Source organism: Rhodococcus sp. NPDC057014 (assembly GCF_042673295.1).
Taxonomy (GTDB): Bacteria; Actinomycetota; Actinomycetes; order Mycobacteriales; family Mycobacteriaceae; genus Rhodococcus_F.
Genome location: NZ_JBHUSF010000226.1, coordinates 1 through 14,933, shown reverse-complemented (window position 1 = coordinate 14,933; position 14,933 = coordinate 1). Strand labels below are relative to the sequence as shown.

General features: G+C 65.9%; 17 protein-coding genes. 16 read left to right on the top strand and 1 reads right to left on the bottom strand.

Annotated elements, in window-relative coordinates; all coding sequences use genetic code 11:
- Positions 1 to 201: 201 nt before the first annotated feature.
- The 15 genes from rpmE (at position 202) to ACFTZB_RS31870 (ending at position 12,817) form a co-directional block, all read left to right on the top strand.
- Entirely contained in the window at positions 202 to 444 is a 243-nt protein-coding gene (rpmE, locus tag ACFTZB_RS31940) for a 50S ribosomal protein L31 (RefSeq protein WP_005252948.1), read from the top strand.
- Positions 445 to 536: 92 nt separating this feature from the next.
- A complete protein-coding gene (prfA, locus tag ACFTZB_RS31935) occupies positions 537 to 1,616 on the top strand; it encodes a peptide chain release factor 1 (protein ID WP_072946113.1) in 1,080 nt (359 codons plus the stop codon).
- Between the two features lie 54 nt (positions 1,617 to 1,670).
- Complete coding sequence (prmC, locus tag ACFTZB_RS31930) at positions 1,671 to 2,600, top strand: peptide chain release factor N(5)-glutamine methyltransferase (RefSeq protein ID WP_072946115.1); 930 nt, start codon at positions 1,671 to 1,673, stop codon at positions 2,598 to 2,600.
- Positions 2,597 to 3,253, top strand: coding sequence for an L-threonylcarbamoyladenylate synthase (locus ACFTZB_RS31925; RefSeq protein WP_124395817.1), 657 nt, complete (start codon positions 2,597 to 2,599; stop codon positions 3,251 to 3,253). Before prmC ends, ACFTZB_RS31925 begins: the two co-directional genes overlap by 4 nt.
- Positions 3,250 to 4,431 carry a glycosyltransferase family 4 protein gene (locus tag ACFTZB_RS31920; protein WP_378437681.1) on the top strand — a complete coding sequence of 394 codons (1,182 nt, stop codon included), beginning with the start codon at positions 3,250 to 3,252 and terminating at the stop codon, positions 4,429 to 4,431. Before ACFTZB_RS31925 ends, ACFTZB_RS31920 begins: the two co-directional genes overlap by 4 nt.
- Before the next feature lie 38 nt (positions 4,432 to 4,469).
- Positions 4,470 to 4,943 carry a hypothetical protein gene (locus tag ACFTZB_RS31915; RefSeq protein ID WP_378437679.1) on the top strand — a complete coding sequence of 158 codons (474 nt, stop codon included), beginning with the start codon at positions 4,470 to 4,472 and terminating at the stop codon, positions 4,941 to 4,943.
- Positions 4,944 to 5,264: 321 nt separating this feature from the next.
- Positions 5,265 to 6,050 (top strand): F0F1 ATP synthase subunit A, encoded by a 786-nt coding sequence (gene atpB, locus ACFTZB_RS31910; RefSeq protein ID WP_378437685.1) that lies wholly within the window; start codon positions 5,265 to 5,267, stop codon positions 6,048 to 6,050.
- 84 nt (positions 6,051 to 6,134) lie between these two features.
- Positions 6,135 to 6,380, top strand: a complete 246-nt coding sequence (locus ACFTZB_RS31905; protein WP_005252955.1) for an ATP synthase F0 subunit C — start codon at positions 6,135 to 6,137, stop codon at positions 6,378 to 6,380.
- 7 nt (positions 6,381 to 6,387) lie between these two features.
- Positions 6,388 to 6,948: a F0F1 ATP synthase subunit B gene (locus tag ACFTZB_RS31900; protein WP_378437677.1), complete on the top strand. Its 561-nt coding sequence runs from the start codon at positions 6,388 to 6,390 to the stop codon at positions 6,946 to 6,948.
- A 5-nt stretch (positions 6,949 to 6,953) separates the two neighbouring features.
- Entirely contained in the window at positions 6,954 to 7,781 is an 828-nt protein-coding gene (locus tag ACFTZB_RS31895; protein ID WP_378437675.1) for a F0F1 ATP synthase subunit delta, read from the top strand.
- A 62-nt stretch (positions 7,782 to 7,843) separates the two neighbouring features.
- Positions 7,844 to 9,487 carry a F0F1 ATP synthase subunit alpha gene (atpA, locus tag ACFTZB_RS31890; protein ID WP_378437673.1) on the top strand — a complete coding sequence of 548 codons (1,644 nt, stop codon included), beginning with the start codon at positions 7,844 to 7,846 and terminating at the stop codon, positions 9,485 to 9,487.
- A 48-nt stretch (positions 9,488 to 9,535) separates the two neighbouring features.
- Positions 9,536 to 10,516, top strand: coding sequence for a F0F1 ATP synthase subunit gamma (locus tag ACFTZB_RS31885; protein WP_378437671.1), 981 nt, complete (start codon positions 9,536 to 9,538; stop codon positions 10,514 to 10,516).
- A 3-nt stretch (positions 10,517 to 10,519) separates the two neighbouring features.
- Entirely contained in the window at positions 10,520 to 11,971 is a 1,452-nt protein-coding gene (gene atpD / locus ACFTZB_RS31880) for a F0F1 ATP synthase subunit beta (RefSeq protein ID WP_005252960.1), read from the top strand.
- 6 nt (positions 11,972 to 11,977) lie between these two features.
- Complete coding sequence (locus ACFTZB_RS31875) at positions 11,978 to 12,346, top strand: F0F1 ATP synthase subunit epsilon (protein WP_007300053.1); 369 nt, start codon at positions 11,978 to 11,980, stop codon at positions 12,344 to 12,346.
- A 48-nt stretch (positions 12,347 to 12,394) separates the two neighbouring features.
- Positions 12,395 to 12,817 carry a DUF2550 domain-containing protein gene (locus ACFTZB_RS31870; RefSeq protein ID WP_185724739.1) on the top strand — a complete coding sequence of 141 codons (423 nt, stop codon included), beginning with the start codon at positions 12,395 to 12,397 and terminating at the stop codon, positions 12,815 to 12,817.
- On the opposite strand, the gene ACFTZB_RS31865 is transcribed toward ACFTZB_RS31870, so the two are convergent.
- Positions 12,818 to 13,393, bottom strand: a complete 576-nt coding sequence (locus tag ACFTZB_RS31865; protein WP_378437668.1) for a cob(I)yrinic acid a,c-diamide adenosyltransferase — start codon at positions 13,391 to 13,393, stop codon at positions 12,818 to 12,820.
- Between the two features lie 54 nt (positions 13,394 to 13,447).
- On the opposite strand from ACFTZB_RS31865, the gene murA reads away from it, so the two are divergent.
- Positions 13,448 to 14,722, top strand: coding sequence for a UDP-N-acetylglucosamine 1-carboxyvinyltransferase (gene murA, locus ACFTZB_RS31860; protein WP_378437666.1), 1,275 nt, complete (start codon positions 13,448 to 13,450; stop codon positions 14,720 to 14,722).
- The last annotated feature ends 211 nt before the right edge of the window (positions 14,723 to 14,933 follow it).

Sequence of the window (14,933 nt, the reverse complement as noted above, 5' to 3'; positions counted from 1 at the left end):
CTTTCGGTCGCCGGGCCCCGCTGTTTTCCCCTCCGGAATCACCGTGGAACAAAACGCGGGCCACCCGCGTTGACCACACCGCAAGCACAAATGCCGATTGGGATCGCGAACCTGCGATCTGGCATACTGAGCGGCTGAGTCCGGTTCCGGTTCACGTCTTCGAACGGCGAAGGCGACCCGGCGACCATTGAAAGGGACACCATGAAGTCAGGCATTCACCCCAATTACGTGGCCACCACCGTGGTCTGTGGTTGCGGCAACACCTTCGAGACCCACAGCACCAAGGAGACCGGGCGTATCAACGTCGAGGTCTGCTCGCAGTGCCACCCGTTCTACACCGGCAAGCAGAAGATCCTCGACACCGGTGGACGTGTCGCCCGCTTCGAGGCTCGCTACGGCAAGCGTGCCGGCAAGGGCGCAGCCAAGGAATCTGCAGAGTCCTAGCTGTTCCGCCGACGCCCGTCCTGCGATAATTGCAGGCCGGGCGTCGGCTTTTTTGTGCCTACTTCCCGAACGAACGCAGAGCGGAGCGAATCATGGCAGGGACCACCCAGCCTTCGGCCATCGACGACATCCTGGCCGAACACGCCGGCCTGGAGCAGCAGTTGGCGGACCCGGCCCTGCACAACGACGCTTCCGCGGCCCGCAAGGCGGGCAAGCGATTCGCCGAACTCGCGCCGATCATGGCGACGTACACCAGGCTCAAGTCGGCGCAGGACGATCTGGAGGCGGCGCGGGAACTCGCCGCCGACGACTCCAGCTTCGCCGCCGAGGTGCCCGCACTCGAGGAGCAGGTCCTCGAGTTGGACAAGACCCTCACCGATCTCCTCGCTCCCCGCGACCCGCACGACGGTGACGACGTGGTCCTCGAGGTGAAGTCGGGGGAGGGCGGCGAGGAATCAGCGCTGTTCGCCTCCGACCTGGCCCGAATGTACGTCCGGTACGCCGAGCGTCACGGTTGGCGCGTCGAGATCCTCGATGCGACCGTGTCCGACCTCGGCGGATACAAGGATGCGACGCTGTCGATCAAGTCGAAGGGCGATGTGCGTGACGGGGTCTGGGCGCGGCTGAAGTTCGAGGGCGGCGTCCACCGCGTGCAGCGTGTGCCCGTGACGGAATCGCAGGGACGCGTCCACACGTCCGCCGCGGGTGTCCTCATCTACCCCGAACCGGAAGAGGTGGAGGAGGTGCAGATCGACGAAACCGATCTGCGCATCGACGTCTACCGCTCCTCGGGCAAGGGCGGTCAGGGCGTCAACACCACCGACTCCGCGGTCCGGATCACGCACCTGCCCACCGGCATCGTCGTGACCTGTCAGAACGAACGCTCGCAGCTGCAGAACAAGGCCCGCGCCATGCAGGTGCTCGCCGCCCGGCTGCAGGCGGCGGCGGAGGAGGCCGCGGACGCGGAGGCGTCGGCGGGCAGGCAGAGCCAGGTGCGCACCGTCGACCGTTCCGAGCGGATCCGCACGTACAACTTCCCGGAGAACCGCATCACCGATCACCGGATCGGGTTCAAGTCCCACAACCTCGATGCGGTCCTGGACGGCGAACTCGACGCCCTCCTCGACGCGCTCGGCAAGTCGGACCGTGAGGCGAGGCTCGCCGCGGAGTAACCGCGAAGCCGGGACCGCGCCACCGGACGGCGGGTCGCGTGGCACTCTGTACCTGTGAGTCGCCTTCCTCTTCGCCTGGCCCTGATCGACGCAACCGCGCAACTCGACGAGGCCGGGGTGCGCAGCTCCCGTGCGGACGCCGAATTGCTCGCGGCACACCTGCTGGGGGTGGAGCGGACCCGGCTCGGGCTCGTCCCGCTCGTCGACGAGTCGGTGATCGACGCCTACAAGAAGATGGTCGACCAGCGGGCCAAGCGGATTCCGTTGCAGTACATCCTCGGTACGGCCGCGATGGGAGACATCGACATCGAGGTCGGCCCCGGCGTTTTCGTGCCGCGCCCGGAAACGGAACTGTTGCTCGGATGGGCGCTCGCGTTCCTCGGAAGCTGCGATCAGCATCCGCCGGTGGTCCTCGACCTGTGCACCGGGTCGGGCGCGCTGGCGCTGGCGATCGCCAACGCCCGCCCCGATGCCGTCGTGCACGCCGTCGAACTGGAACCGCATGCGCTCGCGTGGGCCCGGCGCAACGCCGACGCCCGCGAACAGGCAGGTGACGCGCCGATCCGGCTGTACCAGGGCGACGTGACCGACCGGACGCTGCTCGCGGGGCTCGAGGGCGGGGTCGACCTGATCGTCGCGAATCCGCCGTACATCCCGGAGGGTGTCGAACTCGAACCCGAGGTGGCCGACCACGATCCGCACAGCGCGCTGTTCGCCGGACCGGACGGTCTGTCCGTCATCAAGCCGATGATCTCGAACGTCGCGCGCTGGCTGCGCATCGGCGGAGCGGTCGGAATCGAGCACGACGACTCGAACGGCTCCGACGTGGCGGCGCTGTTCGCGTCCCGCCGGGTGTTCGGCGAGGTCGCGGAGCACCCGGACCTGGCGGGGAAGCCGCGCTTCGTCGTGGCCCGGCGCGTCGCAACGGATATCGAGGCGCAGCGTGCAGGGGCCGACGCCGAGGGTGAAAGAATGAACCGGTGAGTACCGTTTACGACTGTGGCCTTCCCGATTCACGCTCCGCCGGACTGAGTGCGGCCAAGAATGCGCTGAAGGCCGGACGACTCGTCGTGCTCCCCACGGACACGCTGTACGGAATCGGCGCGGACGCCTTCGACGGCGAGGCCGTCGCCGCCCTCCTGCGGGCCAAGGGTCGCGGTCGCGACATGCCGGTGCCCGTGCTCGTCGGCTCGTGGAACACGATCGACGGCCTGGTGTACAGCGTGCGCCCGCAGGCGCGCGACCTCATCCGCGCGTTCTGGCCCGGCGGGCTGAGTCTCGTTGTGGAACAAGCGCCTTCGCTGGCGTGGGATCTCGGCGACACCCGGGGCACGGTCATGCTGCGCATGCCGCTGCATCCGGTCGCCCTCGAACTGCTGCGTGAGGTCGGACCGCTCGCGGTGTCGAGTGCGAACGTCTCCGGGCGCCCGCCCGCCACGACGGTCGAGGAAGCCCGCGAGCAACTCGGCGGATCGGCGAGTGTGTACCTCGACGGCGGCCGGGCGGAACAGGGGCAGGCCTCGACCATCGTCGACCTCACCGGCGCCACCCCGCGGATCCTGCGTGAAGGCGCGGTGCCCACCGGCGATGTCGCCGACGTGCTCGGAGTGACGGCGGAGAGTCTGTCCGCCCAGTGAGTGCTGCCGACTCGGCCGGCGTGGTGCTGGCCCAAGCAGGTGGGGGCGCGGGTGTCCCGCTGCGCGAACTCCTGCTCGTCCTCTTCACGGCCGCGGTGGTGACCTACCTCGCCACCGGAGCCGTGCGGCTGTTCGCACTGCGGTTCGGGGCGGTGGCGGTGCCGCGGGACCGGGACGTCCACGTCACCCCGACACCTCGCCTCGGTGGGGTCGGCATGTATCTCGGCATGCTCGTCGCATTGTTGTTCGCGCAACAGTTGCCCGCGCTCACCAGGGGATTCGAGTTCACCTCCGACATTCCCGCCGCCCTGGTGTCGGGGTTCGTGATCGTGCTGGTGGGGGTCGTCGACGACCGCTGGGGCCTGGACGCGCTCACGAAGTTCGTCGGCCAGGTCACCGCGGCCGGGATCCTCGTCGTGATGGGGGTGAGCTGGTTCATCGTCTACATGCCGTTCGGGGACGGCAGCACGGTCATCCTCGACCAGCTGCAGGCCGGTCTCGTCACCGTGGGTGTCGCGGTGGTGATGGTGAACGCCATGAACTTCGTCGACGGCCTCGACGGCCTCGCCGCGGGCCTCGGCCTGATCTCCTCGCTCGCGATCTGCGTGTTCTCGGTGGGACTTCTGCACGATCAGGGTGGCGACGTCAGCGCGTATCCGCCTGCCCTGATCGCCGCCGCCCTGGCAGGGGCGTGTCTCGGTTTCCTTCCGCACAACTTTCAGCCCGCCAAGATCTTCATGGGCGACTCCGGTTCCATGCTGATCGGACTGATGCTCGCGGCTATCTCCACCAGCGCGTCCGGTCGCATTCCGTTGACCGCGTACGGCACCCGCGACCTGCTCGGTCTGCTCTCGCCGCTGTTGCTGGTCGGGGCGGTCATGTTCATTCCGATCCTGGACCTGCTGCTCGCCGTGGTCCGGCGCACCCGCGCCGGGGTGAGCCCGTTCAGCCCCGACAAGATGCACCTCCACCACCGGCTCCTGCAGATCGGGCACTCGCATCGTCGGGTCGTGCTGCTCATCTACTTGTGGGTCGGTGTGCTGGCGTTCGGCGCGGTCGGTTCGGCCCTGTTCGACCGTCGTGTCGTCGTGCTCCTGGTGGCGGGAGGTCTCGTGTTCGCGCTGGTCGTCACGGCCGTCCCGTCGATTCGCGGACAGCAGCACGACCGTCGCGGCTGACGGGAGGGTTGCCGCCGACCGGCGAGGATCCACTACCCTTGGCGACCGTGACGTTCACCCCCGCCTCTGCCCCTGATCACACCGCGTCGTTGCGGGCTGCCGTCCGCTACGGAGTTCTCGGTCTGATCGTGCTGGCAGTGGTCGGTTCGATCGTCGCCTTTCTCGTCGCGGGCAAGCCCGGCCTGTACGGGGCACTTCTCGGTGCGGCCGTCGGGGGAGGGTTCATCCTCTGCACCGCACTCGGGGTGCTGTTCACCGCGAAGCTTCCGGCGCTGACGGCGGGAGCGGTACTGCTCGGTACGTGGTTGCTGAAGATGATCCTCGCGATCACGGTCCTTGCGATCCTCAAACCGCTCGACTTCTACGACAAGACGGCATTGGTGCTGGTCATGGTGCTGTCGCTGGTCATCGTGCTGGGAGCGGAAACGTTCGGAGTGCTCGGCACGAAGGCGCCGTACGTCGAGCCCAGGCCGTCGGACGACGCCGGAGCGGCCGATTCGGACGATAAGTAGTACTACGAGATGTAGTAAAATTGAATCGACCCCGACCCCGTCTACACAACGTCGTAGATGACTTGCTAAGGTCTGGGTCAAGCGAGAGCAATGAGAGTGCGAGTCAGTTACTCGCCGGTATTGCATGCTTGTAGGTGGCCGCACTTCCAGGGCCGCCGAGTCGACGAGAGTCGCCGACACCGACAGACGCTGGACTCGAACAGTCCGCAGCAGCTGACGAATACGCGAGTCGAGCTTGTCGACTTGTTTGATCGTCAATGTCCGATCGAACCGCAGTCAACGAAGGCTGCGGACCGACTACGGGAGAGAACGCTGAGCGTCATCAACGTGGCCGCGGAAGAATTCCACGCGCCTTCCCTGAACGACTTCTTCCCGCCCGCGGTCCTGTTCGAAGGGACTCCGTTCGAACTCGACCGCCTGATGCTGGTTCGCATCCTGCTGTCCGCGCTGATGATGCTCTTCTTCGTCATCGCGATGCGCAGCCCGAAGCTCATTCCGCGCGGTGTCCAGAACATCGGCGAGATCGCGCTCGACTTCGTCCGGATCAACATCGCGGAAGAGATTCTCGGCAAGGAACAGGGCAAGCGCTTCCTGCCGGTCATCACCACCATCTTCTTCCTGGTGCTCGCCAGCAACCTCGGCAGCATCATCCCCTTCATCAACATCTCGCCGAACGCGCGTATCGGCATGCCGCTCGTGCTCGCCGCCCTGGCGTACATCGTGTTCAACTACGTGGGCATCAAGAAGTACGGCTTCTTCAAGTACGTGAAGAGCAGCATCGTGGTCCCGGGTGTGCCGCTTCCGCTGCACTTCCTGCTCGTGCCGATCGAGTTCATCTCGACGTTCGTACTCCGGCCGTTCACGCTCATGGTTCGTCTCATGGCCAACATGCTGGCCGGCCACATCCTGCTGGTGCTGTTCTTCAGTGCCACCCAGTACTTCTTCTTCGTCTCCGGTGGGTTCCAGGCCGTGTTCGGTGTGGCCTCGCTTGCCGCCGGCATTGCCTTCACCTTCTTCGAACTGCTGGTGATCTTCCTGCAGGCCTACGTTTTCGCGCTGCTGACGTCGGTGTACATCGATCTGGCACTGCACGCGGATTCGCACTGAGCACCACAAGCTTCACGACCAGCTACACCAAGAACTGAGCCTCGCCGAACACGGTGGAGGTCAACAGAAAGGGAACGAAACACCATGAGCCTCGCGTACCTCGCTCAGGAAGCTGTCCAGGAAACCAACTCGACGGGTTTCGGAGCCATCGGCTACGGCCTCGCCGCGATCGGCCCCGGCATCGGCGTGGGTATCGTCGTCGGTAAAGCAATCGAGGGCATGGTTCGCCAGCCCGAGATGGCCGGACAGGTTCGTACCACGATGTTCCTCGGTATCGCCTTCACCGAAGCCCTCGCGCTGATCGGCCTCGTCGCCGGCTTCATTTTCTAAGACCGTCATGGCAGCCAACATCGCATTGCTCGCGGCAGAGGAAGAGAGTCACAACCCTCTCCTCCCCGCGACGTATGACATCGTTTGGTCGATCGTCTGCCTGGTCATCGTTGGTTTCGTCTTCTGGAAGTACGTCCTTCCGATGTTCCAGAAGGTCCTTGCCGAGCGAACCGAGCAGATCGACGGCGGCATCAAGCGGGCCGAAGAGGCCCAGGCCGAAGCGAAGGCGGCGCTCGAGCAGTACCGCGCACAGCTGGCCGAAGCTCGCACCGAGGCTGCGCAGATCCGTGAGGACGCGCGCACCCAGGGGCAGCAGATCATCGCCGAAATGAAGGCACAGGCTCAGGAAGAAAGCGACCGCATCGTGGCCGCCGGCAACAGCCAGTTGGTTGCCCAGCGTCAGCAGATCGTCACCGAACTGCGCTCCGATCTCGGCCGCACCGCGGTCGACCTCGCCGAGAAGCTCATCGGTGAGTCCCTCGCCGACGACGTGAAGCGGGCCGGCACCGTCGACCGATTCCTGAACGAGCTCGACTCCATCGGCGCAAATTCCGCAGCAGGGAAGTGAGCACCATGTACGCAGCGAGCCGTGAGGCCTTGACGCAGACCCGTGCTGCGTTGTCTTCGGCCTTGGGATCCGTCTCTGCCGGAGCAGCCACAGCGGCCGCGGCCCAGATCGGGGCCGAGCTGTTCTCGGTCGTCGAGATCCTGGACGAGCAGCGCACTCTCCGGAGTGCCCTGTCGGACACCTCGACGACCGGGAGCGTTCGCGAAGGTCTGGCCGAGCAGGTGTTCGGCGGCAAGGTCTCGGCCGAGACCCTCGCCGTCCTGAAGTCGGCGGTGGGCCAGGACTGGTCCCTCACCTCCGACCTGCTCAACTCGCTGGTGCTCCTCGGTCGGGAATCGCTGCTGAAGGCAGCGGCCGATCAGGGACAGCTCGACGCCGTCGAGGACGAGCTCTTCCGCCTCGGCCGCATCGTTGCCGGTGACCCGAAGCTCGAGCAGTCACTGTCCGACCGTTCCGTACCGGCGAAGGGCAAGCGTGACCTGCTCTCCAAGCTGCTGTACGGCAAGGTCACCGCGGTCTCCGAGGCATTGGCGACCCAGGCAGTGGGCCGGTTGAAGAACTCCGCGCCCGCGGACGCCTTCGACGAACTGTCGAATCTGGCAGCAGCACAGCGGAAGGCGGTTGTCGCCAAGGTGCGCAGCGCTGCTCCGCTGTCCAGTGAGCAGTCGGATCGGCTGACCGCCACCCTCACCCGTACCTACGGGAAGCCGGTGACGGTTCACGTGGAGGTCGATCCTGAACTCCTCAGCGGCTTGGTCGTCCGGGTGGGCGACGAGGTGATCGACGGCAGCGGAGCGGGACGTCTCGCAGCGCTGCGGAAGTCGCTCAAGTAGTCCGCAACCGAACCCCATACCCCAGATCTTTTCGAAGACCAGACACCGAGAGCAGGAAAAACATGGCGGAGCTGACGATCTCCTCCGACGAGATCCGTAGCGCGATCGAGAACTACACCGCGAGCTACTCCCCGGAGGCCTCCCGCGAAGAGGTCGGCATCGTGACCGACACCAGCGACGGCATCGCGCACGTCAGTGGCCTGCCTTCGGCGATGGCCAACGAACTGCTGGAGTTCCCCGGCGGAATTCTGGGCGTCGCGCTCAACCTGGATGCCACCGAGATCGGTGCCGTCATCCTGGGCGACTACGAGAACATCCAGGAAGGCCAGGAAGTCAAGCGGACCGGCGACGTGCTGTCGGTTCCCGTCGGCGACGCCTTCCTCGGCCGCGTCATCAACCCGCTCGGCCAGCCGATCGACGGCCTGGGCGAGATCGCGAGCGACGAGACCCGCGCCCTCGAACTGCAGGCTGCCTCGGTGCTCGAGCGTCAGCCCGTCGAGGAGCCGCTGCAGACCGGCATCAAGGCCATCGACGCGATGACCCCGATCGGCCGCGGACAGCGTCAGCTCGTCATCGGCGACCGTAAGACGGGCAAGACCGCCGTCTGCATCGACGCGATCCTGAACCAGAAGGCCAACTGGGAGAGCGGCGACGAGAAGCAGCAGGTTCGCTGCATCTACGTCGCGATCGGCCAGAAGGGCTCCACCATCGCGGGCGTCAAGGCTGCCCTCGAGGAGCAGGGCGCGATGGAGTACACCACCATCGTCGCCGCCCCGGCCTCCGACTCCGCCGGTTTCAAGTGGCTCGCCCCCTACACCGGCTCCGCCATCGGCCAGCACTGGATGTACCAGGGCAAGCACGTCCTGGTCGTGTTCGACGACCTGACCAAGCAGGCCGAGGCGTACCGCGCCATCTCCCTGCTGCTGCGTCGCCCGCCGGGACGTGAGGCATACCCCGGTGACGTCTTCTACCTGCACTCCCGCCTGCTGGAGCGTTCGGCCAAGCTGTCCGACGCCCTGGGTGGAGGCTCGCTGACCGCGCTGCCGATCATCGAGACCAAGGCCAACGACGTCTCGGCCTACATCCCGACCAACGTCATCTCCATCACCGACGGTCAGGTGTTCCTCGAGTCGGACCTGTTCAACAAGGGTGTCCGTCCCGCCATCAACGTCGGCATCTCGGTGTCCCGTGTCGGTGGTGCCGCGCAGACCAAGGGCATGAAGAAGGTTTCCGGCTCGCTGCGTCTGGAGCTGGCCCAGTTCCGTGAGCTCGAAGCATTCTCCGCCTTCGCCTCCGACCTGGACGCCGCCTCGAAGGCACAGCTCGAGCGTGGTGCCCGCCTGGTGGAGCTGCTCAAGCAGGATCAGTACAGCCCGATCCCCGTCGAGGACCAGATCGTGTCGATCTACCTCGCCGGTGAAGGTGTCTTCGACAGCGTGCCCGTCGGCGACGTCCGCCGCTTCGAGGCCGAACTGCTCGACGAGCTGCACCGCACAGCCTCCGGCGTGTACGAGAGCATCAAGGGCGGCAAGGCCCTCGACGCCGACAACGCGAAGGCGCTGGTCGAGGCCACCGACAAGTTCAAGGAAACCTTCCTCGCGTCCGACGGAAGCCGGGTCGTGAACGAGGCCGAGGCTGAAGCTCTGGACGCCGGCGAGGTCGGCCACGAGCAGATCAACGTCAAGCGCACCACCGTCAGCAAGTGAGCGGCCTGCCCATGATGCTGCGAAACATGAAGGGAGAGTGATCGATCGATGGCAAGCATTCTCGAACTGAGGTCTCGCATCAAGTCGGTCAACTCGACCAAGAAGATCACCAAGGCGCAGGAACTGATCGCGACCTCGCGGATCACGAAGGCACAGTCGCGTGTCGCCGCGGCGAAGCCGTACGCCGAGGAGATCACGAAGGTTCTCTCGGAGCTGGCGAGCGCGTCCGCTTCCCTGGACCACCCGCTGCTCAACGAGCGCCCCGATCCCAAGCGTGCCGCGGTCCTGGTCGTCACCAGCGACCGCGGTATGTGCGGCGGATACAACTCCAACGTCCTCAAGGAGGCCGAGGAGCTGTTCCAGCTGCTGCGCAGCGAGGGCAAGGATCCGGTCATCTACGTGCTCGGATCCAAGGGTCTGGGCTACTACACGTTCCGTGACCGCGACCTGGGGGGTGCGTGGACCGGGTTCTCCCAGGACCCGGGCTACTCCGACGCTGCCAAGGCGAGCCGGCACCTGGTCGACCTGTTCATGGCCGGATCCGGCTCCGAGGTGCCCGCGCCGAACGGTGAGGGCACCATCGAAGGCGTCGACGAGCTGCACATCGTCTACACCCGTTTCGTGTCGATGCTGACCCAGTCGCCCGAGGTGCGCCGGATGGCTCCCCTCGAAGTGATGGTCTCCGAGGAGCACGTCGAACTCGGCGAAGACATACTGACGAACGGTCACGGGTCCAGCAACTCGGAACCGGTCGCCGGATACAACTTCGAGCCGGAACCCGACAAGCTGCTCGGCGCCCTGCTGCCGAAGTACATCAGCACCCGCATCTACTCCTCGCTGCTGGATGCTGCGGCGTCGGAGTCGGCTGCCCGTCGTACCGCTATGAAGGCCGCGACGGACAACGCAAACGAACTGGTGAACACGTTGAGCCGTCAGGCAAACCAGGCTCGCCAGGCCCAGATCACCCAGGAAATCAGCGAGATCGTCGGCGGCGCGAATGCGCTCGCCTCGAGCGCAGGAAGTGACTAAGCAATGACCGCAGCAGTAACCGAAAACAACGGGGCAGGCTCGGGTTCGTCCGTCGCCGGCCGCGTCGTGCGGGTCATCGGTCCCGTCGTGGACGTTGAATTCCCGCGTGGCGCCATTCCTGAACTGTTCAACGCCCTGCACGCCGAGATCACGCTCCCCTCGGTCGCCAAGACGCTGACCCTCGAGGTCGCACAGCACCTCGGCGACAACCTGGTGCGCACCGTCTCGATGCAGCCCACCGATGGTCTGATCCGCGGCACCTCGGTGTCCGACACGGGCAAGCCGATCTCGGTTCCCGTCGGCGACGTCGTCAAGGGCCACGTCTTCAACGCGCTGGGCGACTGCCTCGACGCTCCCGGTACGGGCCGCGACGGCGAGCAGTGGGGCATCCACCGCAAGCCACCGGCCTTCGACCAGCTCGAGGGCAAGACGGAGATCCTCGAGACCGGCATCAAGGTCATCGACCTCCTCACCCCGTACGTCAAGGGTGGAAAGATCGGTCTGTTCGGTGGTGCCGGTGTCGGCAAGACCGTTCTGATCCAGGAAATGATCACCCGTATCGCCCGCGAGTTCTCCGGAACCTCGGTGTTCGCAGGCGTCGGCGAGCGCACCCGTGAGGGCACCGACCTTCACCTCGAGATGGAAGAGATGGGCGTCCTCCAGGACACCGCCCTTGTCTTCGGCCAGATGGACGAGCCGCCGGGAACGCGTATGCGCGTCGCCCTGTCCGCGCTGACCATGGCGGAATACTTCCGCGATGTCCAGGGCCAGGACGTGCTGCTGTTCATCGACAACATCTTCCGTTTCACCCAGGCCGGTTCCGAGGTGTCGACCCTGCTCGGTCGTATGCCTTCGGCCGTGGGTTACCAGCCGACCCTGGCTGACGAGATGGGTGAGCTGCAGGAGCGGATCACCTCGACGCGAGGCCGCTCCATCACCTCGCTGCAGGCGATCTACGTGCCCGCCGACGACTACACCGACCCGGCGCCGGCCACGACGTTCGCGCACCTCGATGCCACCACCGAGCTGTCGCGTCCGATCTCGCAGATGGGTATCTACCCCGCTGTCGACCCGCTGACCTCCACCTCCCGCATCCTGGAGCCCGGCATCGTCGGTGCCGAGCACTTCCGGGTCGCGAACGAGGTCAAGCGCATCCTGCAGAAGTACAAGGAACTGCAGGACATCATCGCCATCCTCGGTATGGACGAGCTGCAGGAAGAGGACAAGGTGCTCGTCGGCCGTGCCCGTCGTCTGCAGAAGTTCCTCGGCCAGAACTTCATCGTCGCCGAGAAGTTCACCGGTGAGCCCGGCTCCGTGGTGCCGCTCCGCGACACCATCGAGGCGTTCGACCGCATCTGCAAGGGCGAGTTCGATCACCTGCCCGAGCAGGCGTTCAACAGCTGTGGTGGACTCGACGACGTCGAGGCTGCAGCCAAGAAGATCGCCGGGAAGTAGTCGACGATGGCTGAGATGACCGTGGAACTCGTCGCCGTGGAGCGACGGTTGTGGTCTGGTTCGGCGACTCTCGTCAGCGCACAGACGACCGAGGGCGAGATCGGTGTCATGCCCGGGCATGAGCCGGTTCTCGGACAGCTCGTCGAGGGCGGAGTGGTTGCGATCACGACGGCCGACGGTGAGCGTATCGTCGCTGCTGTGCACGGCGGATTCCTGTCCGTGACCGCGAAGACAGTCACGATCCTCGCCGAGTCAGCCGACTTGGCCGAGGACATCGATGTGGAAGCGGCCAAGGCCGTGCTCGCAGAGAGTGGAGACGACCTCGAGGCGATTGCCGTCGCCAAGGGTCGGGTCCGCGCTGTAGAGCGCGCCTAGGCTGCACGAGAAAGACCGCGACGGAGCCGACGAACAGTGACAATCGGAATGACTGTGTTGATCATTCTGGTTGTGCTGCTCGCGGCCTTCGTCGCGGTCTTTCTGTATCGGCTTGCAGTACTGCGCCGCGGGGGCACAGCGGCGATCCTCCGGGTGACGCCCGCCCCCGGGGACACGGGATGGCGCCACGGCGTCATCCGCTACGGCGAGGGGTCGCTCGTCTTCTTCAAATTGTCGAGTCTGCGACCCGGCCCCGATTCGCGTATCGAGCGACAGGGCATCGAGGTCGCAGGTCGTCGCAGCCCCGAGGGCTCCGAATTCGACATCATGTCCGAGGAGATCATCATCCTGTCGGTCAAGGACCGTGGGAACTCGTACGAGATCGCACTGGACGGGGGAGCGTTGACCGCGTTCCTGTCCTGGGTCGAATCACGACCTTCCGGCCGATCGGTTCGCGGTCGCCGACTCTGATCAGGACTTCCCGGCGCCCGGCTTCCAGAGCACGTCGCCCTCGGGGTTCGCCAGCCTGCTGACGATGAACAGCAGATCCGACAGCCGGTTGAGGTACTTCGCCGGAAGAGCGTTGGTGGTCTCCGGATTCGCATCGACAGCCGCCCACGCCGACCGCTCGGCGCGACGGGTCACCGTCCGGGCCACGTGCAGCAGAGCGCCCAGCGCCGTCCCGCCCGGAAGAATGAAGGAATTCAACGGCTCGAGGCGTTCGTTCAGTTCGTCGCACCAGCCTTCGAGCCGATCGATGTACTCGCCGGTGATGCGCAGCGGTGGGTACTTCGGTTCCGCCTCCACCGGGGTGGACAGGTCGGCACCGGCATCGAACAGGTCGTTCTGGATCTGACGCAGGATCGATCGGATCTCCTCCGGCGGGTCGCCCAGCGCGACCGCAACCCCGATCGAGGCGTTCGCCTCGTCGCAGTCGGCGTACGCGATCAACCGCGGATCGTTCTTCGACACACGGGAGAAATCGCTGAGTCCGGTGGTCCCGTCGTCGCCGGTCCGGGTGTAGATCTTGGTGAGGTGTACGGCCATAGCGTTACGGTACCGGCCTCCGGTGCCGACATCCCTGGCTCTAGGCTGTGTTCTGTGAGCGAACGCTTCCTTGTCACCGGCGGTAACCGCCTCGTAGGTGAAGTGTCTGTCGGGGGCGCGAAGAACAGCGTTCTCAAGCTGATGGCGGCAGCGCTGTTGGCTGAGGGCACCACAACTGTCACCAATTGTCCGGACATCCTGGATGTTCCCTTGATGGCCGACGTTCTGCGCGGCCTCGGCTGCGATGTGGACCTCGACGATTCCGTCGTCCGGATCACGACACCCGCCGAACCCAAACATCACGCCGATTTCGCGGCGGTGCGTCAGTTCCGCGCGTCGGTGTGTGTGCTCGGACCGCTGGTCGCGCGGTGCCGTCGCGCCGTGGTCGCGCTGCCCGGCGGCGACGCCATCGGTTCCCGGCCCCTCGACATGCATCAGTCGGGGCTGCGGTTGCTGGGTGCGCACAGCACGATCGAGCACGGCTGCGTGGTCGCGCAGGCCGAGGACCTGCACGGTGCGAACATCCGGCTCGCGTTCCCGTCGGTGGGGGCGACCGAGAACATCCTCATGGCCGCGGTCCTCGCCAAGGGTGAGACGGTGATCGACAACGCGGCTCGCGAACCCGAGATCGTCGACCTGTGCAACATGCTGATCCAGATGGGCGCGAAGATCCAGGGTGCCGGCACGTCCACGCTGACCATCCAGGGCGTCCCCAAGCTCGAGCCGACCACGCACCGCGTCATCGGCGACCGGATCGTCGCGGCGACGTGGGGGATCGCGGCGTCGATGACGCGCGGCGACGTGCGCGTGCGGGGGGTCAACCCGAAGCACCTCGGCCTCGTACTCGACAAGCTGCGGGTGGCCGGCGCGGAGGTCACGGCCGAGGCCGACGGATTCCGGGTGGTCCAGGAAGCGCGGCCGACGGCCGTCAACTTCGCGACCCTGCCCTATCCGGGTTTCCCCACCGACCTGCAGCCGATGGCCATCGGTCTCGCGGCGGTCGCGGAGGGAACATCGATGATCACGGAGAACGTCTTCGAGGCGCGGTTCCGGTTCGTCGAAGAGATGATCCGGTTGGGCGCCGATGCGCGGACGGACGGTCATCACGCAGTGATCCGGGGAATCGCGCAGCTGTCGAGTGCGCCGGTGTGGTCGTCGGACATCCGGGCGGGAGCCGGCCTCGTGCTGGCGGGTCTCGTCGCCGACGGGGTGACCGAAGTGCACGACGTCTTCCACATCGACCGCGGTTATCCCCGCTTCGTCGAGATCCTGCAGGAACTCGGTGGCCGCATCGAACGCGTGGACGCGGATTCCGGTTCGTCACGGTGAGTCCGGCGTCACAGCGACCGATATGAGCGGCGAGACCCCGGATCTGTAGCGGCACACCGGTTCTGACCAGCGGAATTCGCAACTGTGAACACCGTGACCTGGCGATTTGGCAAGCAGTTTCCCTTCGCGTAACTTATTCCAGGTCAGAGCGACACGGACACCGACCCCGGCCGGAAGGCGGGGGACACGAGGTTGGACGAAGGCGCCTGGT